The following is a 25,500-nucleotide window of genomic DNA, read 5'->3' as shown; positions in this document are numbered from 1 at the left end:
CCCCCGCAAGCGGGGGAGGCACTGACCGTCTTTGCGGCGCGTGAGGTTCACGCCACTCAGCCTTTCAGCTCTAGATCTCCTTCTTCTGCATCGCGCCGGCGATGTAGTCGGCCTGGCGGATCGCCAGCGCCACGATCGTCAGCGTCGGATTGCACGCCGCACCTGTCGTGAACTGGCTGCCGTCCGACACGAACAGGTTCTTGACGTCGTGGGTCTGGCCGAACTTGTTGACGACGCCGTCCTTGGCCTTCTCGCTCATCCGGTTGGTGCCGAGATTGTGCGTCGAGGGATAGGGCGTGGTCGGATAGGTCACGGTGGCGCCGACCGCTTCGTAGATCGCCGAACCCTGTCTGTAGGCGTGGGCGCGCATCGCGACGTCGTTGGGGTGATCGTCGAAATGCACTGATGCCACCGGCATGCCGAACTTGTCCTTGGCGGCAGGGTCGAGCGTGATGCGGTTGGTCTCCTGCGGCATGTCCTCTCCGACCAGCCACATGCCGGCCATGCGCGGATAAGTCTCCATCGCCGCGGTGAAGCTGCGGCCCCAGGCGCCGGGATTGAGGAACGCCGCCATGAACGGAAGGCCGAGCGACAAGGTCTCCATCTCGTAGCCGCCGACGAAGCCGCGCTTCGGATTGAACGCGGCCTCGTCGCGGACGATGCCGGCCATTGTGGTGCCGCGATACATGTGCACGGGGTTCTCGAACGTCGCATAGACGCTGCCGGTCATGTGCCGCATGTAGTTGCGCCCGACCTGGCCCGAGGAGTTGGCGAGGCCGTCCGGGAACAGGTTGGAGGCGCTGTTGAGCAGCAGCCGCGGGCTCTCGATCGAGTTGCCGGCGACGGCGACGATGCGGGCCTTCTGCAGCTGCATCTTGCCCTGGCCGTCGGCATAGACCACGCCGGTCACCTTGCCCGAGGCGTCATGCTCGATCTTGATCGCCATGCTGCCCGAGCGCACCTCGAGATTGCCGGTGGCCTCGCCCTTCGGAATCTCGGTGTACAAGGTCGACCATTTCGCACCGGACTTGCAGCCCTGGAAGCAGAAGCCGATCTGCTGGCAGGCGCCGCGGCCGTCGCGCGGCTGCGAGTTGATCGCCATGTTGCCGGTGTGCACGGTCTTGTAGCCGAGCTTGCGGGCGCCGGCCTCGAGGACCTTGAAGTTGTTGTTGCCGGGCAGACCCGGGATGTCGTTGGTGCGCGTCACGCCCATTTTGAACTCGGCCTTGGCGTACCATGGCTCCATCTCGGCGAGCGTCACCGGCCAATCGTGGAGGCTCGTGCCGGGCACGCCGCCATAGGTGGTGCGGGCCTTGAACTCGTGCTCGTCGAAGCGCAGCGAGGCGCCGGCCCAGTGCACCGTCGAGCCGCCGACCGCCTTGACGATCCAGGCCGGCAGATTGGCGAAGTCCTTGGCGACGCGCCAGGTGCCTGAGGTCGTGCGCATGTCGGTCCAGGCGAGCTGGGTGAAGCTCTCCCATTCGTCGTTGATGAAGTCGGGAATCTCGTAGCGATTGCCGGCTTCGAGAATGACGACCTTGATGCCCTTCTGTGCGAGCTCGTTGCCCAAGGTGCCGCCGCCGGCCCCCGAGCCGATGATGACGACGACGCTCGAATCGTTCTGATCGAATTTTGCCATGGTGGTGTCCTCCGTGTTTTCTGTTGTTCGCCGGCGTCAGGCTTTCGGCAGCCAGTCGATGTCGGAGAAGCCACGGTTGATGTAGCCGCCATGCTCGGCGGAGGAGCCCTCGTAGCCGAACTTCGGCCAGAGCTCTTTCTGATTGTAGAGCGACACCACGAGGTCGCCGCGGATGGTCTTGAAGAAGGTGGTCTGCTCGATGCCCTGGAGCAGCGCGACGCGGTCGGTCTCCCACGGCACCTGCGCATACGGCACCTTGTGGCGGTCGCGCGCATCCTGGTCGAGCCGGGCGATCCCGTCATTGATCATCGCCTTGACCGCGGCGTCCTCCGCGGCCTTGCCATCCCACGGCATGACCGCGGTGATGTAATAGCGGTCGGCGAGGAAGTCGTGCGGATAGATGTCGCGCGCGACCTTCACCAGCGTCTTCAGGGTCGCCGGCGTCAGCGCCTTGGCATCCTCGGCCCAGGCGTCGGTGACGCCGAGTCCGGTCGCGGAGGCGACGGCTGCGGCCGGCACGGTCGCGGCCGCGCCCCTGAGAAAGACGCGGCGGTCGTATTTGTTGCGGCGATCGACTTCTCTCATGGGTATCCTCCGTGGGTTTTTTGTTTATGTATTTGCGTCGTTCTGCGGCTAGCCGAAGCGGCCGCCGCGCTGGATGACCTCGATCTTGTAGCCGTCGGGATCGCTGACGAAGAAGAAGCGCGCCAGCGTCGCGCCATTGTGCTTGAAGTCGCGCAGCGGGCCGGGCGCCAGGTTCTCGCGCTCGAAGCGGGCATGCTCGGCATCGAGATCGTCGACCACGACCGCGAGATGGCCGTAGCCGTCGCCGAGCGTATACGGCTCCTTGCGATCGTAGTTGACGGTGAGCTCGACCTCGAACGGCGAGGAGGGATGGCGCAGATAGATCAGCGCAAAGCCGTCGAAGCGAAGGTTGTCGGCGATCTCCAGCCCGAAGGCGCGCTTGTAGAAGTCGAGCGCCTTGGCCTCGTCGAGCACGCGGATCATGGAATGTACGGGCTTGGCCATCTCAATTGTCCTTCAGATAGTTGATGATCGCGGCGCGCAATTCGGGCTTGGCCTGGCGATAGGCCATCACGGCGCCGGGGATCAGCTCTTGCGGATTGGTCAGCCAGGCGTCGAGCCTGGCCTCGTCCCAGGTGAAGTCGGCCTTGGCGAAGCCGGCCGAATAGCGGAAGCCGTCGACCGAACCGGCGCGGCGGCCGACGACTTTCGACAGCGGCGGCCCCTGTCGCATCGGCTCGCTGCTGCTCAGCGTATGGCAGACACCGCATTGCTGCTTGAACAAGGTCGCGCCGTCGGCCGGCTTCGGCGAGGGCAGCGCCATTTGCGCTGATGCGGTCGCCGTGCTCAGCACCGCGCCGACGAATGACCCGCAAACAAGACGCGCATATTGCGCCGCACGCCGTCCCGACATCGATCCTCGCTCGCAATTTTTTCCGAGCGTAGGTCGCAGGGGATGGGGCGTGGTAGTAGCGGGCTGTTTCAGCGAGAACAAAGCGTGCGCATGGCGGCGCGCGTCGTTGGATATGTCAGCGCTTCGGACTAATCGTCGAAGCGGCCGCCGCGGCCGGCCTTGACGTCGCCGCGGCGCTTCTTGCCTTCGAGCCGTCGCTGCTTGGAGCCGAAGGTCGGCTTGGTCGGCCGCCGCGCCTTGGGCCGCACCATGGCTTCGCGCAGCAGCGTGGTCAGTCGCTCGATGGCATCGGCCTTGTTGCGCTCCTGGGTGCGGAAGCGCTCGGCCTGGATCACGATGACGCCGTTCTTGGTCATGCGCTGGCCGGCCAGCCGCGCCAGTCGCTCGGCCGCATCTTCGGGCAGCGTGATGCGGCTGGTGTCGAAACGCAGCTGCGCCGATGTCGACAGCTTGTTGACGTTCTGGCCGCCGGGGCCGGAGGCGCGGACGAACGAGATCTCGATGTCGTTCTCGTCGATGGCAAGGTCGCGGGAAATCCGCAGCATGGGGCACCAGGTGGAATCGATGTTTTCGCGTGCACCATAGCGGGTTTAGAGCCGGCGCGCGCGGGGACGAACAATCGGCGGTCGGCCCGGGACGCATGCCAAAATCTCCACTGTCATCCCGGCGAACGCCGGGATCCATAACCCCGGGGAGTGGTTTGTGGCCGGCTGCTCGTTGACACCTTCCACGTCACAGCCGGCACGGCGTATGGGTCCCGGATCGGCGCCACGCCGCGCTTTGCGCGTCGCGGCTTGTTCGGGACGACAGCGGAGGTGAGGCGGATTCGCGGTTCAAACAGCCGATGGAATTTGAGGTACGCGGCATGTCGGGGACATGTCAGTACAGTCTCGCGGCGCATTGCGCCCGAGCTGTCCGATCCGTTCGTCCCTCTTGAAATGCAGAGGGCGCAGGGAATGCCGGGTGAAGGCCTCACCCATGGCCCGCCTGCGAAAAAAATGCAGGCGGCAGGTACCACAGGTGGTGCCGATCATCCGGCATTCCCTGCGCGACGGTCTTCACGCTTATACGCAGTCTCCCTGGTGCGCCGGGCTTGTTGGCCACCATCCCCAGCGCAATGCGTTGGCATTGCGCCAGGTTGATACCAGCGTCGGGGTATCAGGACGCTGCGACTTCACGTCCGCAACATGCCGTTCGTCGGCGCAGGTTCCCCCACGCTGCGGCACATCAGCGGCCATCGCATCCCCACCTCGCGTGTCGTGACGATCGCGCGCAACGCCCCTCTGCGGTGAGGCGGGATGGGCGGATACAATCACGATTTCCGAAAATGCGCAAGCGGTTTATTTTTATCAGAAGTTATGGATGGGTTTGCGGACCTGGAACTCGAGTTGGCCCTCCGCCATGCCGGCCGACGCACCGACGTATTATGCCCGCGATGCGGGCGGCCTGCTCGGTGAATAGCGGGGCGATTGGCCCAAAAGCCGAGGCAGATGGCTCGCCGACCGACCGTGTCTTGCGGAGGATGAGAGGCCACATCGTCGTGCCAAGCCGAAATTTTGCGAGCGCGATGGAATAACCCCTCTCCGCGCACGTCCACCCCGATGACCGTCATTTTCGCATCTGGAGCTGGACCGCATGTCTGTTTCATTTCTGCCGCGCGCGAGCGCTCTCGCGCTGGCCGCCGCGCTCGGCTTTGCCGTCAGCCCGCTGTGCAGCCGGGCACAGACGGGCCATGCGGATGCCAAGGCAGCTCCGGTGCCGGCAGACGCCGCGATTGCGGCCGAGGCGCCGTTTATCGCCGAGAACAATGCGGCGATGGACAAGATGATGGCGGGCATGGACGTCAAGCCCACCGGTGACGTCGACGTCGATTTTGCCGCGATGATGATCCCCCATCATCAGGGCGCCATCGATATGGCGCTCGCCGAGCTCCGCTACGGGACGAACGAGCAGCTCAGGCGCATTGCGCAGGAAATCGTCGTCGAGCAGCAGCAGGAGATCAACGCCATGCGCCTTGCGCTCGGCCAGCCCCTGCCCACCCAAACGGCCGCGCCAACGCAAATGGCGCCCGCGCCTGCATCGGCGCCGGCAGCCATGCACAACCATTCGTCCATGTCGAAAGACGGCATGACGATGCCCCGACCCGCCGCCACGAAATAGGAGCATGAACAGATGAAGCGTAGTTTGTTGACCGCAGGTCTGCTGGCAAGCACGATCCTGGCGTGCTCATCGGCCTGGGCGGGGCAGGCTCCGGCGGCAGCGTCCCCTGACATCGCCGTCAGCCATCGCGACCGGGTCTATGCGGCCGAGCAGTTCTCGAACACGGTGTCGGTCACCGATCCCGTCGACAACAGGCTTCTCGGCGTGATCCGCCTGGGCGATCCGCAGCCCGTCAATTTCAGCCCGCTCTACAGGGGGCAGGTGCTCGTCCACGGTATGGGCTTCTCGCCGGACCACAAGACGCTCGCCATCGTCTCGATCGGGTCCAACTCGGTGACCTTCATCGATACGGCGACCAACGCCGTCAAGCACACGACCTATGTTGGCCGTTCGCCGCACGAAGCCTTCTTCACACCGGACGGCAAGGAAGTCTGGGTGACGGTCCGCGGCGAAGACTACGTCTCGGTGCTCAATGCCTCTAGCTTCGAGGAAAAGACCCGCATCCGGACGCCGAACGGCCCCGGCATGCAGATCTTCTCGCCCGACGGAAAGTACGGCTACATCTGCTCGTCCTTCAATCCAGAGACCGATGTTGTCACAGTTGCCGATCACCAGATCGTCGCGCGCGTGAAGCAGGAGAGCCCGTTCTGCCCGAACATCGCGGCGACGGCCGACGGCAAGCAGGTCTGGTTCACGCTCAAGGACATCGGCAAGACGCAGGTCTTCGATGCGCAGCCGCCGTTCAACCTGATCAAGACCCTGAATACCGGTCCGATCACCAACCACGTCAATTTCGCGGTCAACGGCAACGGCTCGTTCGCCTATGTGACTGTCGGCGGCCTGAATGTGGTGAAGGTGTTCCGCACCGACAATTTCGAGCAGGTCGCGACGATCCCAGTCGGCAATCTGCCGCATGGCGTCTGGCCGTCCGGCGACGGCACCCGCGTCTATGTCGGACTGGAGAATGCCGACGCGCTGGCCGCGATCGACACGCTGACCAACAAGGTCATTGCGAACATTCCGATTGGCCAGGCGCCGCAGGCGATCACCTATGTTCCGAATGCCGTTCCGGAAGGGGCAGGCACCGATAACCTGCAGCCGCTCGGTGTCGCCGGGCAGGCGGCTCATCTGACCTTGGCGGCGGCGGGCAAGGCGGCAGAGCAGGCTCCGACCAGCGTCTCGCTGTTCGACCAGGGCCTGATCCAGGTTCTTCAAGCCTCGGTGACGGGTCTCGAGCCGAAGAAGCCATATATGCTGGCATTGTCGCCCTCCCCCGAGGGCCATGGCGAGCTGCAGGCGCTCGCCAACTTCATGACCAACCCGGCGGGGTCGGCGATCGTCAATGCCGCCGGTCAGATCCGGCAGATCGTGCAGAGCGAAGTCAAGGACGAGAGGCGCTATCTTGTCATCGCCGAGAATGCGGCAGGCAAGCCCGGCAAGATCGTCCAGGTGCAAGGCCACTAACGACCTCAGTCTGACCCGGCCGGGCCATCGGCCGGGCAGCGACCTCCCGAAGGGGATCGGCCATGAATGACATGGTGCGCCTGATCGAGCCACTGATTCCGGCGTTGCGCCGCTATGCCCGAGCTCTCGTCCGGGATCGCTCCGCTGCGGACGATCTGGTGCAGGACTGCCTCGAGCGTGCAGTCAGCCGGTGGCATCAGCGCCGTCTCGACGGCGATCCGCGGAGCTGGATGTTTTCGATCCTGCATAATCTGGCGGTCAACCGCTTCCGCGGACAGAAGCGACGTCCCGTCCATGTGGAGATTGACGAGGCGCCGGGGGGCGAGCTGTCCCATATGGCGACCCAGGACAGAACGATAGAGGTCCGGCAGATGCTGCGCTGTGTCGATCAACTGCCCGAGGAGCAGCGCTCGGTCCTGCTTCTCGTCGTCGTCGAGGATCTCTCCTACGCGCAAGCCGCCGACGTTCTCGGCATTCCCGTCGGCACTGTCATGTCCCGCCTGTCACGGGCGCGCGACCGGCTGGTCGAGTTGATGGATGGTACCGTTGCAGAGCAGCCGCCGAAGCCTTTTCTGCGGAGGGTGAAGTAATGACGCGGCCAATGACTGAGGAAGAGCTTCACGCATTCGTCGACCAGACGCTCGACGTTCGGCGCAAGGACGAAGTCGCCGCCTATCTCGATGCTCACCCCGATGTTGCCAGGCGCGTGGCAGCCTATCGCCGTCAGCGCGAGCTTCTGAAGGTGGGATATGGTCCGATCGCCGACGAACCCATTCCTCCGCAGCTCAATCTCACCCGGATCATCGCGCGTCAGCGGCGTCCGGCCCGGGTGTCATGGTGGATGGCCGCCGCGGCTGCGGCCGTCCTGCTGTGCGTCGGCGGCGCCGGCGGATGGTCACTGCACAGCGTGATCCAGTCGCCGGAAGGCATCGCTGCCCTCGCCGAGGAAGCAAGCGCAAGCTACGCGGTTTACGCGCCCGACCATCTGCGGCCCGTCGAGATCAAGGCGTCCGACCGCGATGCGCTCATCGATTGGACGACGCAGCGCCTCGGCCGCGCGGTCGCCATCCCTGATTTGTCGGCCTCCGGCTTCCGCCTGATGGGCGGGCGCGTGGTTGCCACCTCGCACGGACCGGCGGCGATGTTCATGTATGACGACGATCATGGCACACGCCTCGTGATGCTTGCCCGTCGCATGGTCGTGGACCGGAACATGCCGATGGCGCCCCAGACGAATGGGACGCTGAACGGCTACGCCTGGGCCGACAAAGGGCTCGGCTTCAGCCTTGTCGGCCCTGCGTCGCCCGAACGGTTGCATCCGCTCGCGGATGATGTGCGCAGACAAACGTCGCGCGACATCTAGCCCACGAGGCGCCGAAAGGAGGGAGGAGGCGCGTGGCTGGCACGGCGAGGCGACCGTGCCGCCTCGCTCAGTTCGTCTTCGTCATCGGTGCCGTAGCCGGCGCCTGGGCCGGCTCGGCGGCGGCCTGTGGCGTGCGGCCGACGACGGCCGTCAGCAGGCCCTGGCTCCAGAGCTGCCTGGCCGCTTTCTTGGCGTCGTCCAGGGTCACTGCGTTGACGATCTCGCTGCGCTTCTCGATGTAGTCGATCGGCATCTTGTCGAGCTGATATTGCAGCATCGCCTGCGCGAGCTTGGAGGAGGTGTCGAGCGCCAGCATCTGCGAGCCGTTGATGTAGGACTTGGCCTCGTCGAGCTCCTGCTGGGTCGGGCCTTCGTCGGCGATGCGGCGGATTTCGCCCTCGACGGCCGCGATGGTCTCGCCGGCGCGGTCGAAGCGCGTTGCCGTGTTGCCGATGAACAGCGCCGAGTGATCCATCCACAGCAGCGCGTCATACACCGAGTACGCCAGGCCGCGCTTCTCGCGCACCTCCTTGTACAGCCGCGACGACAGACCGCCGCCGCCGAGGATGTGGTTGACGACGTAGGCCGCCATGAAGTTCGGGTCGTGGCGGCGGATGCCGGGACCGCCGAAGGTGATCACGGTCTGCGGCACGTCGAGCGGCACGAGCACCCGCTGCGGCGGCTTGGTCGCGACGACGTCGGGCACCGCCGTCAAGGTGGCCTTGGCCGGCAGGCTGCCGAACGTCTGGTCCAGGAGCTTGCCGAGCGTGGCCGGATCGACGTCGCCGACGACAGCGACCTTCAGCGTGTCCTTGGCGAGCACATGGCCGACATAGTCCTTGAGATCGTCGACGGTGATCGTCGGCACGCTCTCCAGCGTGCCGTTGGCCGGCCGGCCATAGGGATGGTTGGGGAAGGAGAGCTCGAGGAATTTGCGTCCCGCCAGCGAGCTCGGATTGGTGGTCTCGCGGCGCAGGCCGGAGATCACCTGGGAGCGGATGCGCTCGACATCGGCGCTGTCGAAATGCGGCGAGGTCAGCGCGGTCCGCAGCAGCTCGAACGCCTCGTCCTTGTTGTCGCGCAGCATGCGCAGCGAGCCGCGGAAATTGTCGCGCGCGACCTGGAACGAGAGCTCGATGGCGCGGCGGTCGAGCCGCTCATGGAAGGTCTTGGAGTCGAGATCACCGGAGCCTTCGTCGAGCAGATCGGCGACGAGATTGCCGACGCCGGGCTTGCCAATGGGGTCCTGCGAGGCGCCGCCCTGGAAGGCGTATTCCATCGCGATCAAGGGCACGGTGGCGTCCTGCACGAACCAAGCTTCGATGCCGCCGGGCGAGACCAGGCGCTGAATCTTGGTGGCGGCGTCTGCAGCCGGAGCGAGCGCGAGCGCAGCAGCGGCGACAGCGAGCGTGCAGGCAAAGCGGCGGGCGAAGATCATTGTGTTGCTCACGACCGCTTCTCCTCGCGCTTGGCGGCATTGTCCTTGATCAGATAGCCGGTGACCGAGCGCTTCTTGTCGAGCCATTTCTGCGCCGCCGCGCGCACCTGCTCGGCGGTCACGGCGCGGATGCGATCAGGCCAGCTCCTTATGTCCTCGATGCTCAGCCCCGTGGTGAGGCCGCCGCCATACCAGCGCGCCATCGTCGCCTGGTTGTCATTGGCGTAGATCGCTTCCGCGATCAGCTGCGTCTTGACGCGTTCGAGATCGGAGGCCGGGACCGGGTTCTGCGCGATCTCCGCGATGACGCTGTCGACCACGGCCTCGACCTGGGCGAACTCGACGCCCGGTCGCGGCGCCGCCGCGACGGAGAACTGGCTCGGATCGAGCGACGTGCCCTGATAGGACGCACTGGCGTTGACCGCGAGCGGCTTGTCGATGACCAGTGCGCGATAGAGATAGGAGTTGCTGCCGGCGCCCATCAGCTGCGCCAGCACGTCGAGTGCGGCGGACTCGCCGGGCGCGGCGGTGGTGGCCGATGGCACCAGATAGAAACGGCGCATCGAGGGCTGCTCGACATGCGGGTCCGACAGCGTCACGGTGCGCGGCGCGACCGGCTCGGGCTCCTGCGGCCGCAGGCGGCGCGCGGGAATGTCGGCCTGCGCGGGGACCTTGGCGAACGTCTGCTCGACCAGCGGGCGCACTTCCCTCGCGTCGGTGTCGCCGGCGATGACCAGGATCGCATTGTTGGGCGCGTAGAAGCGGCGGTAGAACGCCAGCGCATCCTCGCGGCCGAGCTTCTCGATCTCGGGCCGCCAGCCGATCACCGGCCGGCCATAGGGATGGTTGACGTACAGCGCCGCCATGACCTGCTCGGTGAGACGGGCTTCCGGAGAGTTGGCGACGCGCATATTGTACTCTTCGAGCACGACATCACGCTCGGGCAGCACGTTCTCGTCCTTCAGCACCAGGCCGGTCATGCGGTCGGCCTCGAACTCCATCATCTTCGGCAGCTGATCGCGCGGCACGCGCTGGAAGTAGCCGGTGTAGTCGACCGAGGTGAAGGCGTTCTCGTTGCCGCCGATCTTCAGCACGGTCTTGGAGAACTCGCCGGCCGGATGCTTCTCGGTGCCCTTGAACATCAGATGTTCGAGGAAGTGCGCCAGCCCCGACTTGCCGGGCGTCTCGTCGGCGGAGCCGACCTTGTACCAGATCATCTGCGTCACCACCGGGGTGCGGTGATCCTGGATCACGACGACCTGCAGGCCGTTCGGAAGGGTGAAGCTGGCGGGCGGCTCGGAGGCGAACGTCGTCTGCGCCGAAGCGCCGGCCGTGAGCGAGGTGAGGGAGACGAGCGCGGCGGCGACGGAAATGAACCGGTGCGAGGACATCATGATCCTTCTGAAGGCCCGCGGACGGGCGATCGGGTTTGAGCGCAGCATGCTACACCGCGCGGGACGGAGCCCGGCGTCACAAAACAGCGACGGGATGGTGCCGCCGCAAGACGTTAAATTTCGCTAATTTCGGCGCGGCGGACAATTCCGGGGGCACTCGGGCGAGCAGCCGCCGTTACCGTTCCTTGCCGGTCATGATGTCCATCTGCTTGGCGCCAAGCGGCTCCCGCGGGCCGGTGCCGTAGGCATAGCCGGGCGAGGGGGTCTGATAGCCCGGAGGCGGCTGGGTCAGGCTTTCGCGCTGTGGCTCGGAGGTGAACTTCGTCTCCTCCTTGTCGTTGCCCTTGAACATTCCGAACAGGCCGCCCTTGAAGCCGAGCTGCGCCGGGCTGAGCATCGGATTGTTGGTGACACCCGGCTGCACCGGCTCGGTCTGCTTCGCCGCCGCGGTCCGTCCCATCTTCATTTCGGCGGGGGTCAGCGGACGGGCCGCGTTGACGGGGTCCTTGTTGTCCTTTTTGCGCGCAGCGGCGGCGGCGCGGCGTTGCTGCTCGTCAGGGTCCTTCGGCCAGTTCGGCGCGGTCGCCTTGGCCTCGGAGGCCGGCGGGGGCAGGTCGATCTTGGGTGGTACGACCAGCGGCGAGCGCTCGCGGTAATTGATCGTCGGCGTTTCCATGTTGGTGCCGCCGATGCCGCGCATCAGATTGTCGATGATCTTCTCTTCGAAGGTCTTGTCGTCCTCCTCGTCCTCCTGGGCGCGGGCGACGCCCGCGGCCATGATGACGCCGATGCCGAGCGCGACGGCGGACAGCCGCAGGGTGCGAATGGCCGCGCTGGTCACGATCCGGCCGCTGACTTCGGTCTTGCGCATGGCTTTCCCTGTCCTCGCTTGTCCAGTGCTCGTGTTCCGACGAACCGGCTGCGACCCCACTGATTTGGACCCTCGCCGCACACGGGCCGCCCGGTCACCGGGCCGATCCCGAAAATGTGAAGAACCTCAGGCCCTTGGCTCCAGGGCGCACCGGCCGGTATCGACCCGGATCAGGGCGCTTTTGCGGCATGAGTCCCGAAGAAGGAGTCATACAGCAGGCCCGCCACCCCGGCAACGATGGCCACATCGGCCAGGTTGAAGATGTACCAATTGTAAACGGTGCCGCCGATCTGGACGTGGAACAGCGCGAAATCGACCACCGCGCCGTAGGCCAGCCGGTCGATGCCGTTGCCGATGGCGCCGCCGATGATCATGCCGAGCGCCGCCGTCGCCAGCTTGGTTTCCGAGCGCGCCATCCAGACCGCCAGCAGCACCACCGCCACCGCCTTCACCGCCATCAGCGCATATTGCGCGAGCGCGCTGTCGTTCTGCAGCCAGCCGAAGCTGATGCCGATGTTCCAGGCCAGATAGAGGTCGAAGAACGGCGTGACCCTGACCGTGCCGCGGCTGGGCAGGTCGAACACATACAGCAGCCACAGCTTGCAGGCCTGGTCGATGACCAGGGTGGCGAAGCCCGCGATGAGGCCGAGGCGGAGGCGGGAGGTCATTGCTGGCCGGTGAGGGAGGCGCGCAGGGGGCCACAATCACAGCTGTCGTCCCCGCGAACGCGGGGACCCATACCGCGGAGGGCCAGTTGCTGAAAAAGGCTCGGAGTCATCTGTCTTTGTCTACCAGGACGATCGGTGGTTATGGGTCCCCGCGTGCGCGGGGACGACACTTTTGGATGTCGCGGCAGCGCGACTCACACACCCACCCCCAGCGCCTTCCACTCCCGCAGCGCGTGGGCGTCGCGGGGGGAGACGTCGGGGTATTCGGCGTCCTCGCCGACGCTCTCCAGGATCTTCCAGGAGCGGGCGCACTTCCTGCCCACGGCTTTCTCCACGACCACGGCCACGCCCGGCACCGCATCGAGCCGGAAGGCCTCCGCCGGCGCATCGCCCTCGCGGACCTCGTAGTTCGAGGTGATGCAGACCTCGGCCAAGTCCGTGTCGAACAGCGTGCCAATCAGCGCGCGGTCGGCGACGTAGATGATCGGCGACGCCTCGAGCGAGGAGCCGATGGTCTTGGCGGCGCGGGCGAGCTCCAGCGCGCCGGTGACGACGCGCCTGACGTTGCGGATGGTCTCCCATTTCGCGGCGAGCGCGTCGTCGCGATAACCGTCCATCGCGTCCGGGAACAGCGTCAGATGCACCGACGGCTCGGCGTCCGGCCGGTACATCCGCCACGCCTCGTCGGTGGTGAAGGACAGCACCGGCGCCAGCCATTTCAGGATGGCGTCGCAGATCAGGTCGATCGCGGTCAGCGCCGCCTTGCGCGCCACCGAGGACGGCGGATCGCAATACAGCGTGTCCTTGCGGATGTCGAAATAGAACGCCGACAGCTCGGTGTTCATGAACGCCGCCAGCGAGGAGATCACGGTCTTGTAGTCGAACGCGGCATAGGCACGGCCGATGACCTCGGCATGCTGGCCGAGCTGATGCAGCATCAGCCGCTCCAGCTCCGGCATGTCGGCCAACGCGACCGCGTCGCTGCGCTTGTAGTGATGCAGCGTGCCGAGCATCCAGCGGATCGAGTTGCGCAGCTTGCGATAGGTCTCGATGGTGTTCTTGAGGATCTCCGGGCCGATGCGCTGGTCGTCGGCATAGTCGGTCGCGCACACCCACAGGCGCAGGATGTCGGCGCCGGAATCCTTGATCACCTTCTGCGGCTCGATCGTGTTGCCCAGCGACTTCGACATCTTGCGGCCGTTCTCGTCGAGCGTGAAGCCGTGCGTCAGCACGACGTCATACGGCGCGCGGCCGCGGGTGCCGCAGCTCTCCAGCAGCGACGAGTGGAACCAGCCGCGATGCTGGTCACTGCCTTCCAGGTACATCACCGTGTCCCGGCCGCCATCGACCTTGCGCTTGATGCCGGCGAGGCCGGGGAAGTGCACGGGGTCTTCGAGCACGAAGGCGTGGGTCGAGCCGGAATCGAACCAGACGTCGCAGATGTCGTCGACCTTCTTCCAGTCCTCGTTGGCGCGTGACCCGAGGAAGCGCTCGCGCGCGCCGTCGGCATACCACGCGTCGGCGCCTTCCTTCTCAAACGCGTCGGCGATGCGGGTGTTGACGGTCTCGTCCTGCAGGATCTCGGCCGAGCCGTCGCCGGTCTCGCGCACGAACACCGCGATCGGCACGCCCCAGGCGCGCTGACGCGAGATCACCCAGTCCGGGCGGTTGGCGATCATGCCGTTGATGCGGTTCTGGCCGGCGGCCGGCACCCATTGCGTGACCGAGATTGCGCGCAGCGCGCGGGCGCGCAGAGTGTCGCCGGACTTGGACTTGCCGTCGTCGGCAATGTCCTTGTCCATCGCGATGAACCATTGCGGCGTGTTGCGGAAGATCACCGGCTTCTTGGAGCGCCAGGAATGCGGGTATTGATGCTTGAGCCGGCCGCGCGCGAGCAGCATGCCCGCGTCGGTCAGCGCCTTGATGACGGCCTCGTTGGCGTCGCCCTTCTCGCCCTTGTCGTTGATGACGCGCTTGCCGGTGAAGCCCGGGGCGTGATCGGTCAGCGCGCCGTTCTCGTCGACGGTGTAGGGGATCGTGGTCGCGATGCCCCTGCCATCGAGCTCGCGGGCATTGGCCATCCAGACGTCAAAATCCTCGCGGCCGTGGCCGGGGGCGGTATGCACGAAGCCGGTGCCGGTGTCGTCGGTGACGTGATCGCCCGGCAGCAGCGGCACGACGAAATTGTAGCCGCCGGCGAGACCCTTGAACGGATGCGCGCATTCGACCGCATCCAGCGTGTCGCCGGGGATGTCGCGCAGCTTGTTGTAGCTCGTGACGCGCGCCTGCTTGAACACGCTGTCGGCGAGCGCGTCGGCGAGAATGAGCTTGTCGCCGGTCTTCGCCCAATTGTCGGCGGGCGCGTCGGTGACCTCATAGAGGCCATAGGCGATCTTCGGCGAGAACGAGATGGCGCGGTTGCCGGGCAGCGTCCAGGGCGTGGTGGTCCAGATCACCACCGACGCGCCGGCCAGCGCGCCATGCGCCGGCGAGGTCACCGGAAACTTCACCCACACCGTGTCGGACTGATAGTCCTCATACTCGACCTCGGCCTCGGCCAGCGCGGTCTTTTCGACGACGCTCCACATCACCGGCTTGGAGCCGCGATACAGCGTGCCGTTGGCGGCGAACTTCATCAGCTCGCGCGCGATCTGCGCCTCGGCCGGATAGGTCATGGTGGCGTAGGGATGGTCCCAGTCGCCGATCACGCCGAGACGCTTGAACTCCTCGCGCTGCACGTTGAGCCAATGCTCGGCATAGGCGCGGCACTCCTTGCGGAACGCGACCATGGCGGTGCTATCGCGGAAGTCGGGCTTGGTCTTGCCCTTCTTGCGATAGTTCTCCTCCTCGATCTTCCACTCGATCGGCAGGCCGTGGCAGTCCCAGCCCGGCACGTAGTTGGAATCGTGGCCGAGCATCTGCTGGCTCTTGGTCACGACGTCCTTGAGGATCTTGTTCAGCGCGTGCCCGATATGGATATTGCCGTTGGCGTAGGGCGGGCCGTCATGCAGGACGAATTTCGGCCTGCTCTTGGCGGTCTCGCGCAGCTTGCCGTAGAGGTCGATGTCACTCCAATATTTCAGCAGCTCCGGCTCGCGCTGCGGCAGGCCGGCGCGCATCGGGAATTCCGTCTGCGGCAGATAGAGGGTTTTTGAATAATCAGGAGCGTCGGACTTTTGCGGCTTTTCGGACATCGTGGATCTGGCTGTCTGAGAGATGGGGCGCGGAGGCGCGATGTTAGGATCGCGGGCGGCGGAACGAGCAGAGACATCCCGGTCTTGCGCCGAGCTCGAAAAGCTCAGGCGGAAGCCGGGCCGCTAATGCCGATGATGCGCCGTATCAACATGGGGCTCCCTCATAGCAGGGAGCCTGCGAAATCGCAAAGTGATCGTGCGGGCCGGCCTGGTGAGGGCCTATCCGATCTCGCCGAGCCGGGGGAAGAGGCCGGGATTGGCCGCGAGCAGGGCGCGCGCCTGGGCACTGTCGTCGTCCATCTGCCGGATCAGAGCCTCGATCGAGGTGAATTTGGCCTCCTCGCGGATGAAGCCGATGAAGGCGACATCGAGGACCTCGCCATACAGGCTGTCCTTGAAATCGAACAGGAAGGTTTCCAGCAGCGGCGCGCCATTGTCGAAGGTCGGCCGGCGGCCGAAATTGGCGACGCCGTCGATCAGCACCCGCTCAGTGCCGCGGCCGCGGCCGACCCTGACGGCGTAGATGCCGTGGCGCAGGCCGCAATCGCGGTCGAGCCGCATGTTGGCGGTGGGATAGCCGAGATCGCGGCCGCGCTTCTCGCCGTGGATCACCTCCGAGGTCACGAACCAGGGGCCGCCGAGCATGGCGGTCGCCTCCGTGACCTGGCCCTCGGCCAGCGCCTCGCGGATCGCGGTCGAGGACACCGGCCGCTCGTCGATGTCGACATGGGCCTGGACGTCGACCTCGATGCCGAGCTTCGGCGCCTCGTTGGCGAGCAGGCTGGGCGAGCCGACCCGGCCCTTGCCGAAATGGAAGTCGTAGCCGACCGCAATCCCGGACACGCCGAGCCGTCCAATCAGGTCACGGTGAATGAAATCCTGCGCCGTGGTCTGGGCGCGGCCCTTGTCAAAGGTCATGACCACCGCGCCGGCCAGCCCCATTCCAGCCAGCAGCCGCAGCTTGGCGGTCTCGTCGGTCAGCCGGAACTGCGGCGTATTCGGGCTGAAGAAGCGCCGCGGGTGGGGTTCAAAGGTGAGCGCCAGGGCCGGGCGCCCATGGGTCTTGCCCATCTCGATCGCCGCCCCGATCACGGCCCTGTGGCCGAGATGGACGCCGTCGAAATTGCCCATCGCCACCACCGCGCCCTTGAGGATGTCGGACGGCGGCGTGGAATCGCGGATGATCGAAAAAGCAGGCATGTTACGGAAATATCTCGCAGATTTCGTAAACTCGCCGACCGGCGGGTGGTCCGCTCGACCGTGGGCGGCCGGCTCCGCGAAGTCAAGCCAAAGGGGTTCCGAGCTTCATGCAGTGCAGCAATAGCGACATGCAGCCGCGGGGCAGTTAACGCGCTGTTTAACGGCTGATGCTACAGCTTGGAGCGGATGGCAGGGTCGTCGAGACCTGTGCCGCAAGAGCCTTTCGGTAACAGTCTGCGCGTTGTGTTCGCGTCTGGGGGAGTCAAGAATGGCGGTTGATTTGACGATGCCGGTGCTCGTCGTCGACGATTACAGCACCATGATCCGTATCATCAGGAATCTTCTGAAGCAGATCGGGTTCGAGGACATCGACGATGCCAGCGACGGCTCGATGGCGCTCAACAAGATGCGCGCCAAGAAATACGGCCTCGTGATCTCCGATTGGAACATGGAGCCGATGACCGGCTATGACCTGCTCCGCGAGGTCCGCGCCGATCCGAACCTGGCGACCACGCCGTTCATCATGATCACGGCGGAATCCAAGACCGAGAACGTGATCGCGGCCAAGAAGGCCGGCGTGAACAACTATATCGTCAAGCCGTTCAACGCGGCGACCTTGAAGACCAAGATCGACGCCGTCTTCCCGGACATGGCGACGGCCTGATTCAATCCTCGTCACCGGCAAGGTCCCCGATGCCCGGCTGAATGGCCGGGCATTTTTCTATTCGACAGTCCGGTTCGTGGATCAGGAGCTTGCGCTGCCTGTCAGGATTCGGGGCGGCCGCCGACGGCAAGCCGGGCGTTTCGTTGCATGGGCCTGCTGCACGTCAGTTCTGCAACAGCACCAAAAGCTCTTCGCGGCCGTCGTGCTCGACAAATCCCAGCATGACCGCCGCGGCTGCTGCGCGTGCACGCCGGCCCAGCGCCGGATCGGCCAATTCTCCTGCGGTCCAGAACGATAGCACACCGCGAAATGCGACGGCGAGCTGATCCGGGAGCGTGGACAATGCAAGGACGCGCGTTGCCGCCGCAAGCCGGTTCCCACTCCCCAGGGCCGCAGCCCACAAGGCACTCGAACGTGACGACACATCGCCAGGCGCGTCGCTTGGGGCGCTGATTGCCCCCATGACGGCGCGGTTGACGGTCGGCGCCATCAGCATGACGGAAGCCGCGATGTCGACAGTGGCCAGGACGCGGGCGGCGGCGGCATCGGGAAGGTCGGCCTGCGCGAGCCGCTCGTGCATCAGGGTGATGCGCCGCGCCGACAGCGCCAGCATGATCGCGCTCTTGCTGCCGAACTGATTGAACGGGGTGGCAAAGCTTACCCCCGCTGCATCGGCAAGCTCTCGCATCGAGAACGCGGCGCTTCCCTGCGACAACAGGTGTTCGGCGGCATCGAGAACGCGCTCCCGCATGGGCCGCTTGGTGGTGTCAGGACGGATCTTGTCACGGGCCATGGAAGATTATATCATGATATAAATCGAAACCAATAGCCTTGTGAGCCTTGCAATGACAGAGACCAAGACATTCCTCATCACGGGCGTCAGCTCCGGCCTTGGGCGCGCCTTCGCTGCGGGCGCCCTGGCGGCCGGCCATCGCGTGATCGGCACCGTGCGCCGGGCCAAAGACGCGGACGCCTTCCGCACGTCTGAGCGGGCCTTCCCGCTCCAGCTCGACGTTACCCATTATGCCGCGATCCTGGACGCGGTGCAGAAGGCCGAACGGGACGTCGGCCCGGTCGATGTGCTGGTCAACAATGCCGGTTACGGCCACGAAGGCGTGCTGGAGGAATCGTCGATGGACGATCTGCAGCGCCAGTTCGCCGCCAATGTGTTCGGACCGGTGGCGATGATGAAGGCGGTGCTGCCAGGCATGCGCGAGCGGCGACGGGGACATATCGTCAACATCACCTCGATGGGCGGTTTCATCACCATGCCGGGAATCGCCTTCTATTGCGGCAGCAAGTTCGCTCTGGACGGGATCTCGGAAGCCCTGAGCAAAGAGCTGGCGTCCTTCGGCATCCGCGTGACCGTCCTCGCACCGGGGCAGTTCCGCACCGACTGGGCCGGCCGCTCGATGGACCGAACCCCGCGCAGCATTCCCGATTACGATGCGATCATGGACCCGATTCGTGCCGCACGGCAGGCCAAGAGCGGCAATCAGCCCGGCGACCCTGACAAAGCGGCACAAGCCCTGCTGCGGCTGGTCGAGGCCGAAAATCCGCCGACCCGCCTGTTCCTCGGCGAGGATGCGCTGGGCCTTGTGCTGGAGAAGCTCGATCAGATGAAAGCGGGCATTGCAACCTGGGAGGCCGTCTCGCGCTCCACCGGCTTTGCCACGTGACAACGGGGCGATGCGACAGCATCGACCGACATGCGCAATTGCGCGTCTGAGTTCGGTCCTGACGGGCTGCCGGGTAAGGACGGCGGCTCTGACGCAGTCAGATCAGGCAGCGCGTCATTTCCCCAATTTCACCACTTCAATTCGCGCATCAGGGCGCGGGGCGGGTGGCCGAACAGCTCCTTGACCGAGGCGGGGTCGAGCTGCTCGACGCCGGCGAACTCCTCGGAATGGATGCCGCGGGTCACGAACAGGCAGTCGATGCCGAAGCCGTGCGCGCCGGCCAGATCAGTACGAACGGAATCGCCGATCGCCAGCACCTCTTCACGCGCAATCGGCCGGCCGGCGTGCTGCTCGGCCAGCATCATGGCGCGGTCGTAGATCGGCCGGTGTGGCTTGCCGTAGAAGATCACCTCGCCGCCGAGCTCGCGGTAGAGCTCGGCGATGGCGCCAGCGCAGTAGATCAGCCGGTCGCCGCGCTCGACCACGATGTCGGGATTGGCGCAGATCAGCGGCAGCTTGCGCTCGCGCGCGCGCAGCAGCATCGGCCGGTAATCTTCGGCGGTCTCGGTCTCGTCGTCATAGAGGCCGGTGCAGATGATGTAGGAGGCGTCCTCCAGCGGCGACAGCGCCACGTCGAGACCGCGATGGATGGAATTGTCGCGCTCGGGGCCGAGCCAGAACACCTTGCCGCCGGGATGGTCGGCCACGTAGTGCCGGGTCAGGTCGCCGGAGGAGACGATGGCGCTGTAGACCTCGTCGGCGACGCCGAGCTTGCGCAGCTGGCGCTGCACCGAATCGGCCGGCCGCGGCGCATTGGTGATCAGGATCACCGTACCGCCTTCGTGGCGAAAGCGATGCAGCGCCTCGCAGGCCTCGGGGAACGACTCCAGCCCGTTATGGACCACGCCCCAGATGTCGCTCAGCAGCACCTGCTTGCGGCCGACCAGATCGCGCAGCCGCTGTTCGAAGTGCAGTCCGGTCATGGCAGGCGTCTGACGTCAGATGGTCCCGGCGATGCGGCGGGCCAAAGCGGCGTTGCCGCTGCGCGTCGGAGCGTTGGTGTTCGACGCATCGAGTGTGGTGTGGCCGGCGGCATTGGGGTCCTGAATCTTGAGGTCCTGCCCGCCTGGGGCGCCGGCAGCGGCATCGCCGGTAGCAGATGCGCTCTCGGGTCGCAATGGGCGGGGCGGCGCGAACAGGAAGCCCTGGCCGAAGCGGACGTCGTAGTCGAGCAGGTCGACGACGCTGTTCTCGCCCTCGATCCGCTCGGCGATCAGGTCGATGCCGAACCGGCCCAGCAGATCGGAGAGGTCGGTCGGATGGATGTCGGACACCGAGCTCTGCTTGGGGTCGAGCAGCAGCGCGGCCGGCACCTTGATGAAGCGGACGCCGCGATCGGCGAGCTCGCGCGGCTCGAACCTGAGGTCGGTGACATGGTCGATCGAGAAGCGGTAGCCGCGCTGGGCCAATGCCGCGAGGTGCTCGGTCTCGGTCGGACCCAGGCCGCGCAACGTCGACTGCTTGAACTCGAGAACGAAGGACGGCGCCAGCGCGCGATTCGCTTCGAGGAAATCGAGACACTGCGCAAAATTCGCCGGACTGCTCAGGGTCGCCGACGAGATGTTGCAGAAGATCCCGACCTCCTTGTTGCGGACCATCAGGCGGCGCAGCACCTGCACGCAGCGAAGCAGGACCATGTGGTCGATCCGTCCGACCAGGCCGGCCGCTTCGGCGATGCCGATGAAGTCCTCGGCCGCGACCACCTGGTCGCGGTCGTCGCGCAGCCGCGTCACCGCTTCGTAGAACCGGACCTTGCGCTGGGGCAGCGTCACCAGCGGCTGCAGGTAGATGTCGAGGCGGTTGTCCTCGATCGCGCCTTTGACGGCCGCGAGGATCTGCGGCGGGCTGCGCGGCGCTGATGGTGCCGCGATCGGGGACATCGCCGGTGCGGCATTCACCGTCGGCGCGACCGTCGGTCTCGTGGCAGGGGCGGGCGCCGCTACGGCGCCCGAGCTGATTGCCGCGGGGGCCTCGGGCCCCTTGATGTCGAGGCCGCTCGACGGGGCGGCCTTCATGTCCGGAGCAGCGGCGGGGGTCGGGTGAACGGTTTCGCGAACGTCAGTTGCCGCCGCGGCTCCTGCCGTCGCCGGCGGGATGGCTGCGATCAGGTCCTCATGCTGGGCGACGGTGACGGCGAGCTGCTTCATCAGCCCGCCGAGCTCGTTGATCTCGCCGATCACGCCATGCAGGCGATCGGCACTGACCGAGCTCGACGACACCACGCGCCCCTCGACCGCCGACAGCCGCCGGCCGAATTCGGCGACCTGACGCGCGAGGTCGGCGGTGCCACGCGAGAGATCGGCGATCTGGCTGCCGACGTCGGAGCGGTCGCGCAGCCGCATCGAGACGGCGTTGTACAGAATCAGGAAGGTCAGGGCGGCCAGCGCCACGATCGCGGATTCCGAGCCACTGATGCCGGCCACCGAATACAGGATCAGGCCGAGCGATGCCGCGACCAGAACCATGCAGACGGCGATGAAAATCGTGGAGATACGGATCATGCTGCGCGACGCTCCCAACCGAACGCAACCTTACCACTTCTGTTGATTCGCGAGGATAGTCGTCAGGATTCAAATACCGGGGGAGCCCGACGATTTCCCCGGCGCGTGTCATTTACGCAATTTCTCGTCAAAAGGCGGAGTGTCATCGTAGTGGCGCATACCGTAGAACAACGGTGACGCGGCTCACGCCGGGGCGTGAAACGTTTCGACACATAAACGTTTCGACAAAGTGGCTGCGTCGTAGAACGAGGCCGCCCCGGGAAACTGATCAGCTCAGATACTTCGTCGCAGATCGATTGATGGTGGATACGTCATGTCGGCATCACATGCGGAACATGCGGATGTGTCACGCGTCCCGATTCTGCCGCCGGCGCAAGGCTGCGACGCCGAGCAGCAGCGCCGCGACGGCGACACCGACCGGCACGTTGACGCGTCCGAGCCCGCGCGTGTGGTTCATCGACGTCGCCGAGGGCGCGAGCGGAATCGTATCCGGATCGATCTCGTCGGCGTCGGGTTCTTTGGCCACCGGCGCAGCGATCGCGACACGCAGCCGGCTGCCGAGCGACGGATAATGCGGCGCGGGCCGTCGCAGCTTGATCGCCGCAATGGCCGCGCAGACCAACGCCAGCGCGACCAGGAGGCCGCCGACCACGGCGAACGCCGTGAACAGGCCGTAGGACATTTCCACCCAGCGGAACAAGGCCGTCAGTCCGACGATGCAGGCGCCGATCAGGAAGATGCCCGCTGTCGCGAACAACCCGGCGGCGACGGCATAGGACGTCATCGTGCCCGTGGCCTGCCGTGCGCGATCACGCATGTAGGATTGCGTGGCGCGCTTGACGCGGTTCAGCCGCTGCTCGAGCCCCAATCGCAACAGCTCTCCTGGCGGTGCGAGCATGCGCGTCCTCCAACATCCCTCGCCGCGCGCGAACCGCCGGCTCGCGGGATGAACGTGGAGGATTTGCGAAGGTTCCCGATAACGGGGCGCGGGGACGGGTGTTCGGGCAGCCGGTTGCCGCTTGCCGCGGCTAGCGCCGGCGTGCCCCGGTCAACGAAAGTCAATGCCTTAGCTGAATGGATTTTCGGTGCTTCCGATACTATAGTGACCAGAGGAGAATCCATGTCCATCCGACGTGTCACCACAACCAAGCCAGGCTATACCGCCGGCGTGATTCAGAGGCTCGCAAGGACCAAGAATGTCGCGGTCGTTGTGTCCTCGAACGATCTCTTTGCTCACCATGTCACACGCCTGTCCGGCGATGACATCGATTTCGACTCCATCGAGAACACGATCGTAGCGTTGCAACGCGCCGGCATTCTTGATCGCGTTCAGGCTGTCCGGCTTCAGGCCCGCTACCTGCGCGAAACCGTCCGTGACCTTTGATCCTTTCGGGGACTTCGAGACTCGTGGCTACTTGCGCAACCTCGCGAAGGCTAAGGACCGCGCGCTCGTTCAGCGCCTCCAGCACAATTCCTTTCTGACCGGAATCGATGCCGGATTGCGATATCTCGAAAGTCGCTCGTTTCTGACTTACGCTGACGTCCTGCAGACCCACAAGACACTATTCGAGGCTGTCTTTCCCTGGGCAGGCGAAGATCGTCTCACGAATGCTCCGACGATCTTCGTCAACAAGGGTACGGTGCTGTTCGCCCACCCGAAAGACATTCGCCGTGCGGTGGACCACGCACTCGTAAAGGGACAGGACAAGCCGTTCATGGCCGAAAAGCCCGGCGAGATAATGGGCTATCTTGCCTACGGTCATCCGTTTCTAGACGGCAATGGACGCACGATCATGTTGATTCACGCGGAACTTGCGCGGCGAGCCGGCTTTGGCATCGACTGGTCCGCGACCGACAAGGAGCAGTACCTCGCGGCGCTGGCTCGAGAGATCGAAGCTCCTAATCAGGGGAAGCTCGATATGTATCTCAAACCTTTCATCCGAAAAATTACGGGCAAGGACGACCTGGTCACCGCCATCAAGGCGGCGCCCGGTCTCGATGGCGGCAACGCCGATGCGGTCGCTGGTCCCACCGGAGACCCGGCTCTTGAGGCTCGCTATGAGGCGCAGGAGCTCAAGCGCAAAGGCCCGGCCTCCTGAGACGACAAGCCATCCAAAAGAAAATGGCGGCCGCAGGGCCGCCACTTCCATTGTTGCTGATCCGGTTTCCGCGTGCGGCTTACGCCACGGCCTTGATCACCTTGCCGACCTTCTCGATGATCTCGCCGATCTGATCCTCGCTGATGATCAGAGGCGGGGTCAGCGCCAGGGTGTCGCCGGCGATGCGCAGCATCAGGTCGTTGTCGTGGAAGGCGGTCTCCATCGCGGAGTAGCCGCGCTTGCCGGCTGCGTCGGGCAGCGAGGCGAGATCGATGCCGGCGGTGAGGCCCACGGTGCGGATGTCGAGCACGTTGGGCAGGCCCTTCAGGCTCATCACGGCATCGGCGAATTTCGGCTCGATCGCGCGGGCGTGCTCGAACAGCTTGTCGTCGCGATAGATGTCGAGCGTGGCGAGACCGGCCGCGCAGGCGATCGGGTGCGCCGAGTAGGTGTAGCCATGGGTGAACTCGACCATGTGCTCCGGGCCGCTCATGAAGGCGTCATGGATGGTGTCGCGCACCAGCACGCCGCCCATCGGCGCCGCGCCATTGGTGACGCCCTTGGCGAAGGTCAGCAGGTCCGGCGTCACGCCGTAGCGCTCGGCGGCGAAGGCATAGCCGAGGCGGCCGAAGCCGGTGATGACCTCGTCGAAGATCAGGAGGATGCCGTGCTTCTGGGTGATCTCGCGCAGACGCTTGAGATAGCCCTTCGGCGCCGGGATCACGCCGGTGGAGCCGGCCATCGGCTCGACGATGACGGCGGCGATGGTGTTGGCGCCGTGCAGGGCGACGAGGTTTTCCAGCTCCTCGGCGAAGTGCGCGCCGTATTCCGGCTCGCCCTTGGTGAAGGCCTGCTTGTCGCGGTCATAGGTGGCCGGGATGTGGTCGACGCCGGTCAGCAGGGTGCCGAACAGCTTGCGGTTGTTGACGATGCCGCCGACCGAGGTGCCGCCGAAGCCGACGCCGTGATAGCCGCGCACGCGGCCGATCAGGCGGGTGCGGCTGCCCTGGCCGTTGATCTGGTGATAGGCGAGCGCCATCTTCAGCGCGGTGTCGGCAGCCTCCGAGCCGGAGTTGCAGAAGAACACGTGATCGAGGCCTGATGGCGCGAGGTCGGCGATGCGGGTCGCGAGCTCGAACGCCTGCGGAATGCCGAACTGGAACGGTGGTGCGTAGTCGAGCGCCGCGGCCTGCTTGCCGATCGCCTCGGCGATCTGGCTGCGGCCATGGCCGGCGTTGCAGCACCACATGCCGGCGGCGGCGTCGATGATCTTGCGGCCGTCGACGGTGATGTAGTGCATGTCCTTGGCGCCGGCGAGCAGGCGCGGGTTCTTCTTGAAGGCGCGGTTCGCGGTGAACGGCATCCAATGCGCGGCAAGATCATTCGGAACGGAGACGGCGGGGCGGGGGCTCTTGTCCAGCATGGGGACCTCTTCGGACGTTCAAGGCAGCGTGGGCGACGGCGGCAGCATGATCCGGAAAGGTGGCGAACCGGTGCCAGAACGGCTTGCCGAAACGGATCGTGCTTGATGGGCCTGAATGCGCGCGCCGACGTGGTCAGCCGATGATCCGGGCCAGCGGCAAGCTATCAGTTTCGCAGGCCGACGGAAACGTCAAAGGTCCAGCGTTCGCTGCTGCCCTGGTGAGCGGTTTCTGCACAACGGCAGCG

The 25,500-nt window shown here is 65.6% G+C and carries 24 protein-coding genes; 8 read left to right on the top strand and 16 right to left on the bottom strand.

Annotated features, from left to right (window positions below; all coding sequences use genetic code 11):
• Positions 1–70 precede the first annotated feature (70 nt).
• The 5 genes from S58_RS30680 to arfB form a co-directional block, all read right to left on the bottom strand.
• Complete coding sequence (locus S58_RS30680; RefSeq protein WP_015669321.1) at positions 71–1,639, bottom strand: GMC family oxidoreductase; 1,569 nt, start codon at positions 1,637–1,639, stop codon at positions 71–73.
• A gap of 36 nt (positions 1,640–1,675) precedes the next feature.
• On the bottom strand, positions 1,676–2,224 hold the full coding sequence (locus S58_RS30675) for a hypothetical protein (RefSeq protein WP_015669320.1): 549 nt from the start codon (positions 2,222–2,224) through the stop codon (positions 1,676–1,678).
• Between the two features lie 48 nt (positions 2,225–2,272).
• Positions 2,273–2,668, bottom strand: a complete 396-nt coding sequence (locus S58_RS30670) for a VOC family protein (RefSeq protein WP_015669319.1) — start codon at positions 2,666–2,668, stop codon at positions 2,273–2,275.
• Between the two features lies 1 nt (position 2,669).
• Positions 2,670–2,987 (bottom strand): c-type cytochrome, encoded by a 318-nt coding sequence (locus S58_RS30665; protein WP_015669318.1) that lies wholly within the window; start codon positions 2,985–2,987, stop codon positions 2,670–2,672.
• Positions 2,988–3,205: 218 nt separating this feature from the next.
• On the bottom strand, positions 3,206–3,622 hold the full coding sequence (gene arfB, locus S58_RS30660) for an alternative ribosome rescue aminoacyl-tRNA hydrolase ArfB (protein ID WP_015669317.1): 417 nt from the start codon (positions 3,620–3,622) through the stop codon (positions 3,206–3,208).
• Positions 3,623–4,712: 1,090 nt separating this feature from the next.
• Between arfB and S58_RS30655 the strand changes: the two genes are divergently transcribed.
• The 4 genes from S58_RS30655 to S58_RS30640 all read left to right on the top strand — a co-directional run bounded on the left by S58_RS30655 (position 4,713) and on the right by S58_RS30640 (position 8,064).
• Complete coding sequence (locus tag S58_RS30655) at positions 4,713–5,237, top strand: DUF305 domain-containing protein (RefSeq protein ID WP_015669316.1); 525 nt, start codon at positions 4,713–4,715, stop codon at positions 5,235–5,237.
• A gap of 12 nt (positions 5,238–5,249) precedes the next feature.
• Positions 5,250–6,701, top strand: coding sequence for a YncE family protein (locus tag S58_RS30650; protein ID WP_015669315.1), 1,452 nt, complete (start codon positions 5,250–5,252; stop codon positions 6,699–6,701).
• 62 nt (positions 6,702–6,763) lie between these two features.
• Entirely contained in the window at positions 6,764–7,291 is a 528-nt protein-coding gene (locus S58_RS30645) for an RNA polymerase sigma factor (RefSeq protein ID WP_015669314.1), read from the top strand.
• 11 nt (positions 7,292–7,302) lie between these two features.
• Entirely contained in the window at positions 7,303–8,064 is a 762-nt protein-coding gene (locus S58_RS30640; protein WP_015669313.1) for an anti-sigma factor family protein, read from the top strand.
• 67 nt (positions 8,065–8,131) lie between these two features.
• Here the strand turns inward: S58_RS30640 and S58_RS30635 are convergent, their stop codons facing one another.
• From S58_RS30635 to S58_RS30610, 6 genes are all read right to left on the bottom strand, one after another.
• Positions 8,132–9,502, bottom strand: coding sequence for a M16 family metallopeptidase (locus S58_RS30635; protein WP_042340323.1), 1,371 nt, complete (start codon positions 9,500–9,502; stop codon positions 8,132–8,134).
• Between the two features lie 8 nt (positions 9,503–9,510).
• The gene (locus tag S58_RS30630) at positions 9,511–10,896 is read right to left on the bottom strand and encodes a M16 family metallopeptidase (protein WP_173424441.1); all 1,386 of its coding nucleotides are present in this window, start codon (positions 10,894–10,896) and stop codon (positions 9,511–9,513) included.
• A 175-nt stretch (positions 10,897–11,071) separates the two neighbouring features.
• The gene (locus S58_RS30625) at positions 11,072–11,767 is read right to left on the bottom strand and encodes a hypothetical protein (RefSeq protein WP_015669309.1); all 696 of its coding nucleotides are present in this window, start codon (positions 11,765–11,767) and stop codon (positions 11,072–11,074) included.
• 170 nt (positions 11,768–11,937) lie between these two features.
• Positions 11,938–12,435: a signal peptidase II gene (gene lspA / locus S58_RS30620; RefSeq protein WP_015669308.1), complete on the bottom strand. Its 498-nt coding sequence runs from the start codon at positions 12,433–12,435 to the stop codon at positions 11,938–11,940.
• A 194-nt stretch (positions 12,436–12,629) separates the two neighbouring features.
• Positions 12,630–15,629, bottom strand: coding sequence for an isoleucine--tRNA ligase (gene ileS / locus S58_RS30615; protein WP_015669307.1), 3,000 nt, complete (start codon positions 15,627–15,629; stop codon positions 12,630–12,632).
• A gap of 219 nt (positions 15,630–15,848) precedes the next feature.
• The gene (locus S58_RS30610; protein ID WP_015669306.1) at positions 15,849–16,829 is read right to left on the bottom strand and encodes a bifunctional riboflavin kinase/FAD synthetase; all 981 of its coding nucleotides are present in this window, start codon (positions 16,827–16,829) and stop codon (positions 15,849–15,851) included.
• A gap of 268 nt (positions 16,830–17,097) precedes the next feature.
• Here S58_RS30610 and S58_RS30605 point away from each other — a divergent pair, with 268 nt between their 5' ends.
• Entirely contained in the window at positions 17,098–17,493 is a 396-nt protein-coding gene (locus S58_RS30605; RefSeq protein WP_006613531.1) for a response regulator, read from the top strand.
• Positions 17,494–17,656: 163 nt separating this feature from the next.
• On the opposite strand, the gene S58_RS30600 is transcribed toward S58_RS30605, so the two are convergent.
• A complete protein-coding gene (locus S58_RS30600; RefSeq protein WP_015669305.1) occupies positions 17,657–18,286 on the bottom strand; it encodes a TetR/AcrR family transcriptional regulator in 630 nt (209 codons plus the stop codon).
• Positions 18,287–18,338: 52 nt separating this feature from the next.
• Here S58_RS30600 and S58_RS30595 point away from each other — a divergent pair, with 52 nt between their 5' ends.
• On the top strand, positions 18,339–19,172 hold the full coding sequence (locus S58_RS30595; protein ID WP_015669304.1) for an oxidoreductase: 834 nt from the start codon (positions 18,339–18,341) through the stop codon (positions 19,170–19,172).
• A gap of 128 nt (positions 19,173–19,300) precedes the next feature.
• Here the strand turns inward: S58_RS30595 and S58_RS30590 are convergent, their stop codons facing one another.
• The 3 genes from S58_RS30590 to S58_RS30580 all read right to left on the bottom strand — a co-directional run bounded on the left by S58_RS30590 (position 19,301) and on the right by S58_RS30580 (position 22,631).
• The gene (locus tag S58_RS30590; RefSeq protein ID WP_015669303.1) at positions 19,301–20,155 is read right to left on the bottom strand and encodes a TIGR01459 family HAD-type hydrolase; all 855 of its coding nucleotides are present in this window, start codon (positions 20,153–20,155) and stop codon (positions 19,301–19,303) included.
• 15 nt (positions 20,156–20,170) lie between these two features.
• Positions 20,171–21,733, bottom strand: a complete 1,563-nt coding sequence (locus S58_RS30585) for an EAL domain-containing protein (RefSeq protein ID WP_015669302.1) — start codon at positions 21,731–21,733, stop codon at positions 20,171–20,173.
• A gap of 346 nt (positions 21,734–22,079) precedes the next feature.
• The gene (locus S58_RS30580) at positions 22,080–22,631 is read right to left on the bottom strand and encodes a phage holin family protein (protein ID WP_015669301.1); all 552 of its coding nucleotides are present in this window, start codon (positions 22,629–22,631) and stop codon (positions 22,080–22,082) included.
• Between the two features lie 222 nt (positions 22,632–22,853).
• Between S58_RS30580 and S58_RS30575 the strand changes: the two genes are divergently transcribed.
• Complete coding sequence (locus tag S58_RS30575) at positions 22,854–23,117, top strand: hypothetical protein (protein ID WP_015669300.1); 264 nt, start codon at positions 22,854–22,856, stop codon at positions 23,115–23,117.
• Complete coding sequence (locus tag S58_RS30570) at positions 23,107–23,832, top strand: Fic/DOC family protein (protein ID WP_015669299.1); 726 nt, start codon at positions 23,107–23,109, stop codon at positions 23,830–23,832. Before S58_RS30575 ends, S58_RS30570 begins: the two co-directional genes overlap by 11 nt.
• 79 nt (positions 23,833–23,911) lie before the next feature.
• Here S58_RS30570 and S58_RS30565 read toward each other — a convergent pair whose 3' ends face one another.
• Positions 23,912–25,255 (bottom strand): aspartate aminotransferase family protein, encoded by a 1,344-nt coding sequence (locus S58_RS30565; protein WP_015669298.1) that lies wholly within the window; start codon positions 25,253–25,255, stop codon positions 23,912–23,914.
• Positions 25,256–25,500: the final 245 nt, after the last annotated feature.

This window comes from Bradyrhizobium oligotrophicum S58 (assembly GCF_000344805.1).
Lineage (GTDB): Bacteria > Pseudomonadota > Alphaproteobacteria > Rhizobiales > Xanthobacteraceae > Bradyrhizobium > Bradyrhizobium oligotrophicum.
This window is presented reverse-complemented; position numbering and strand designations above follow the sequence as displayed.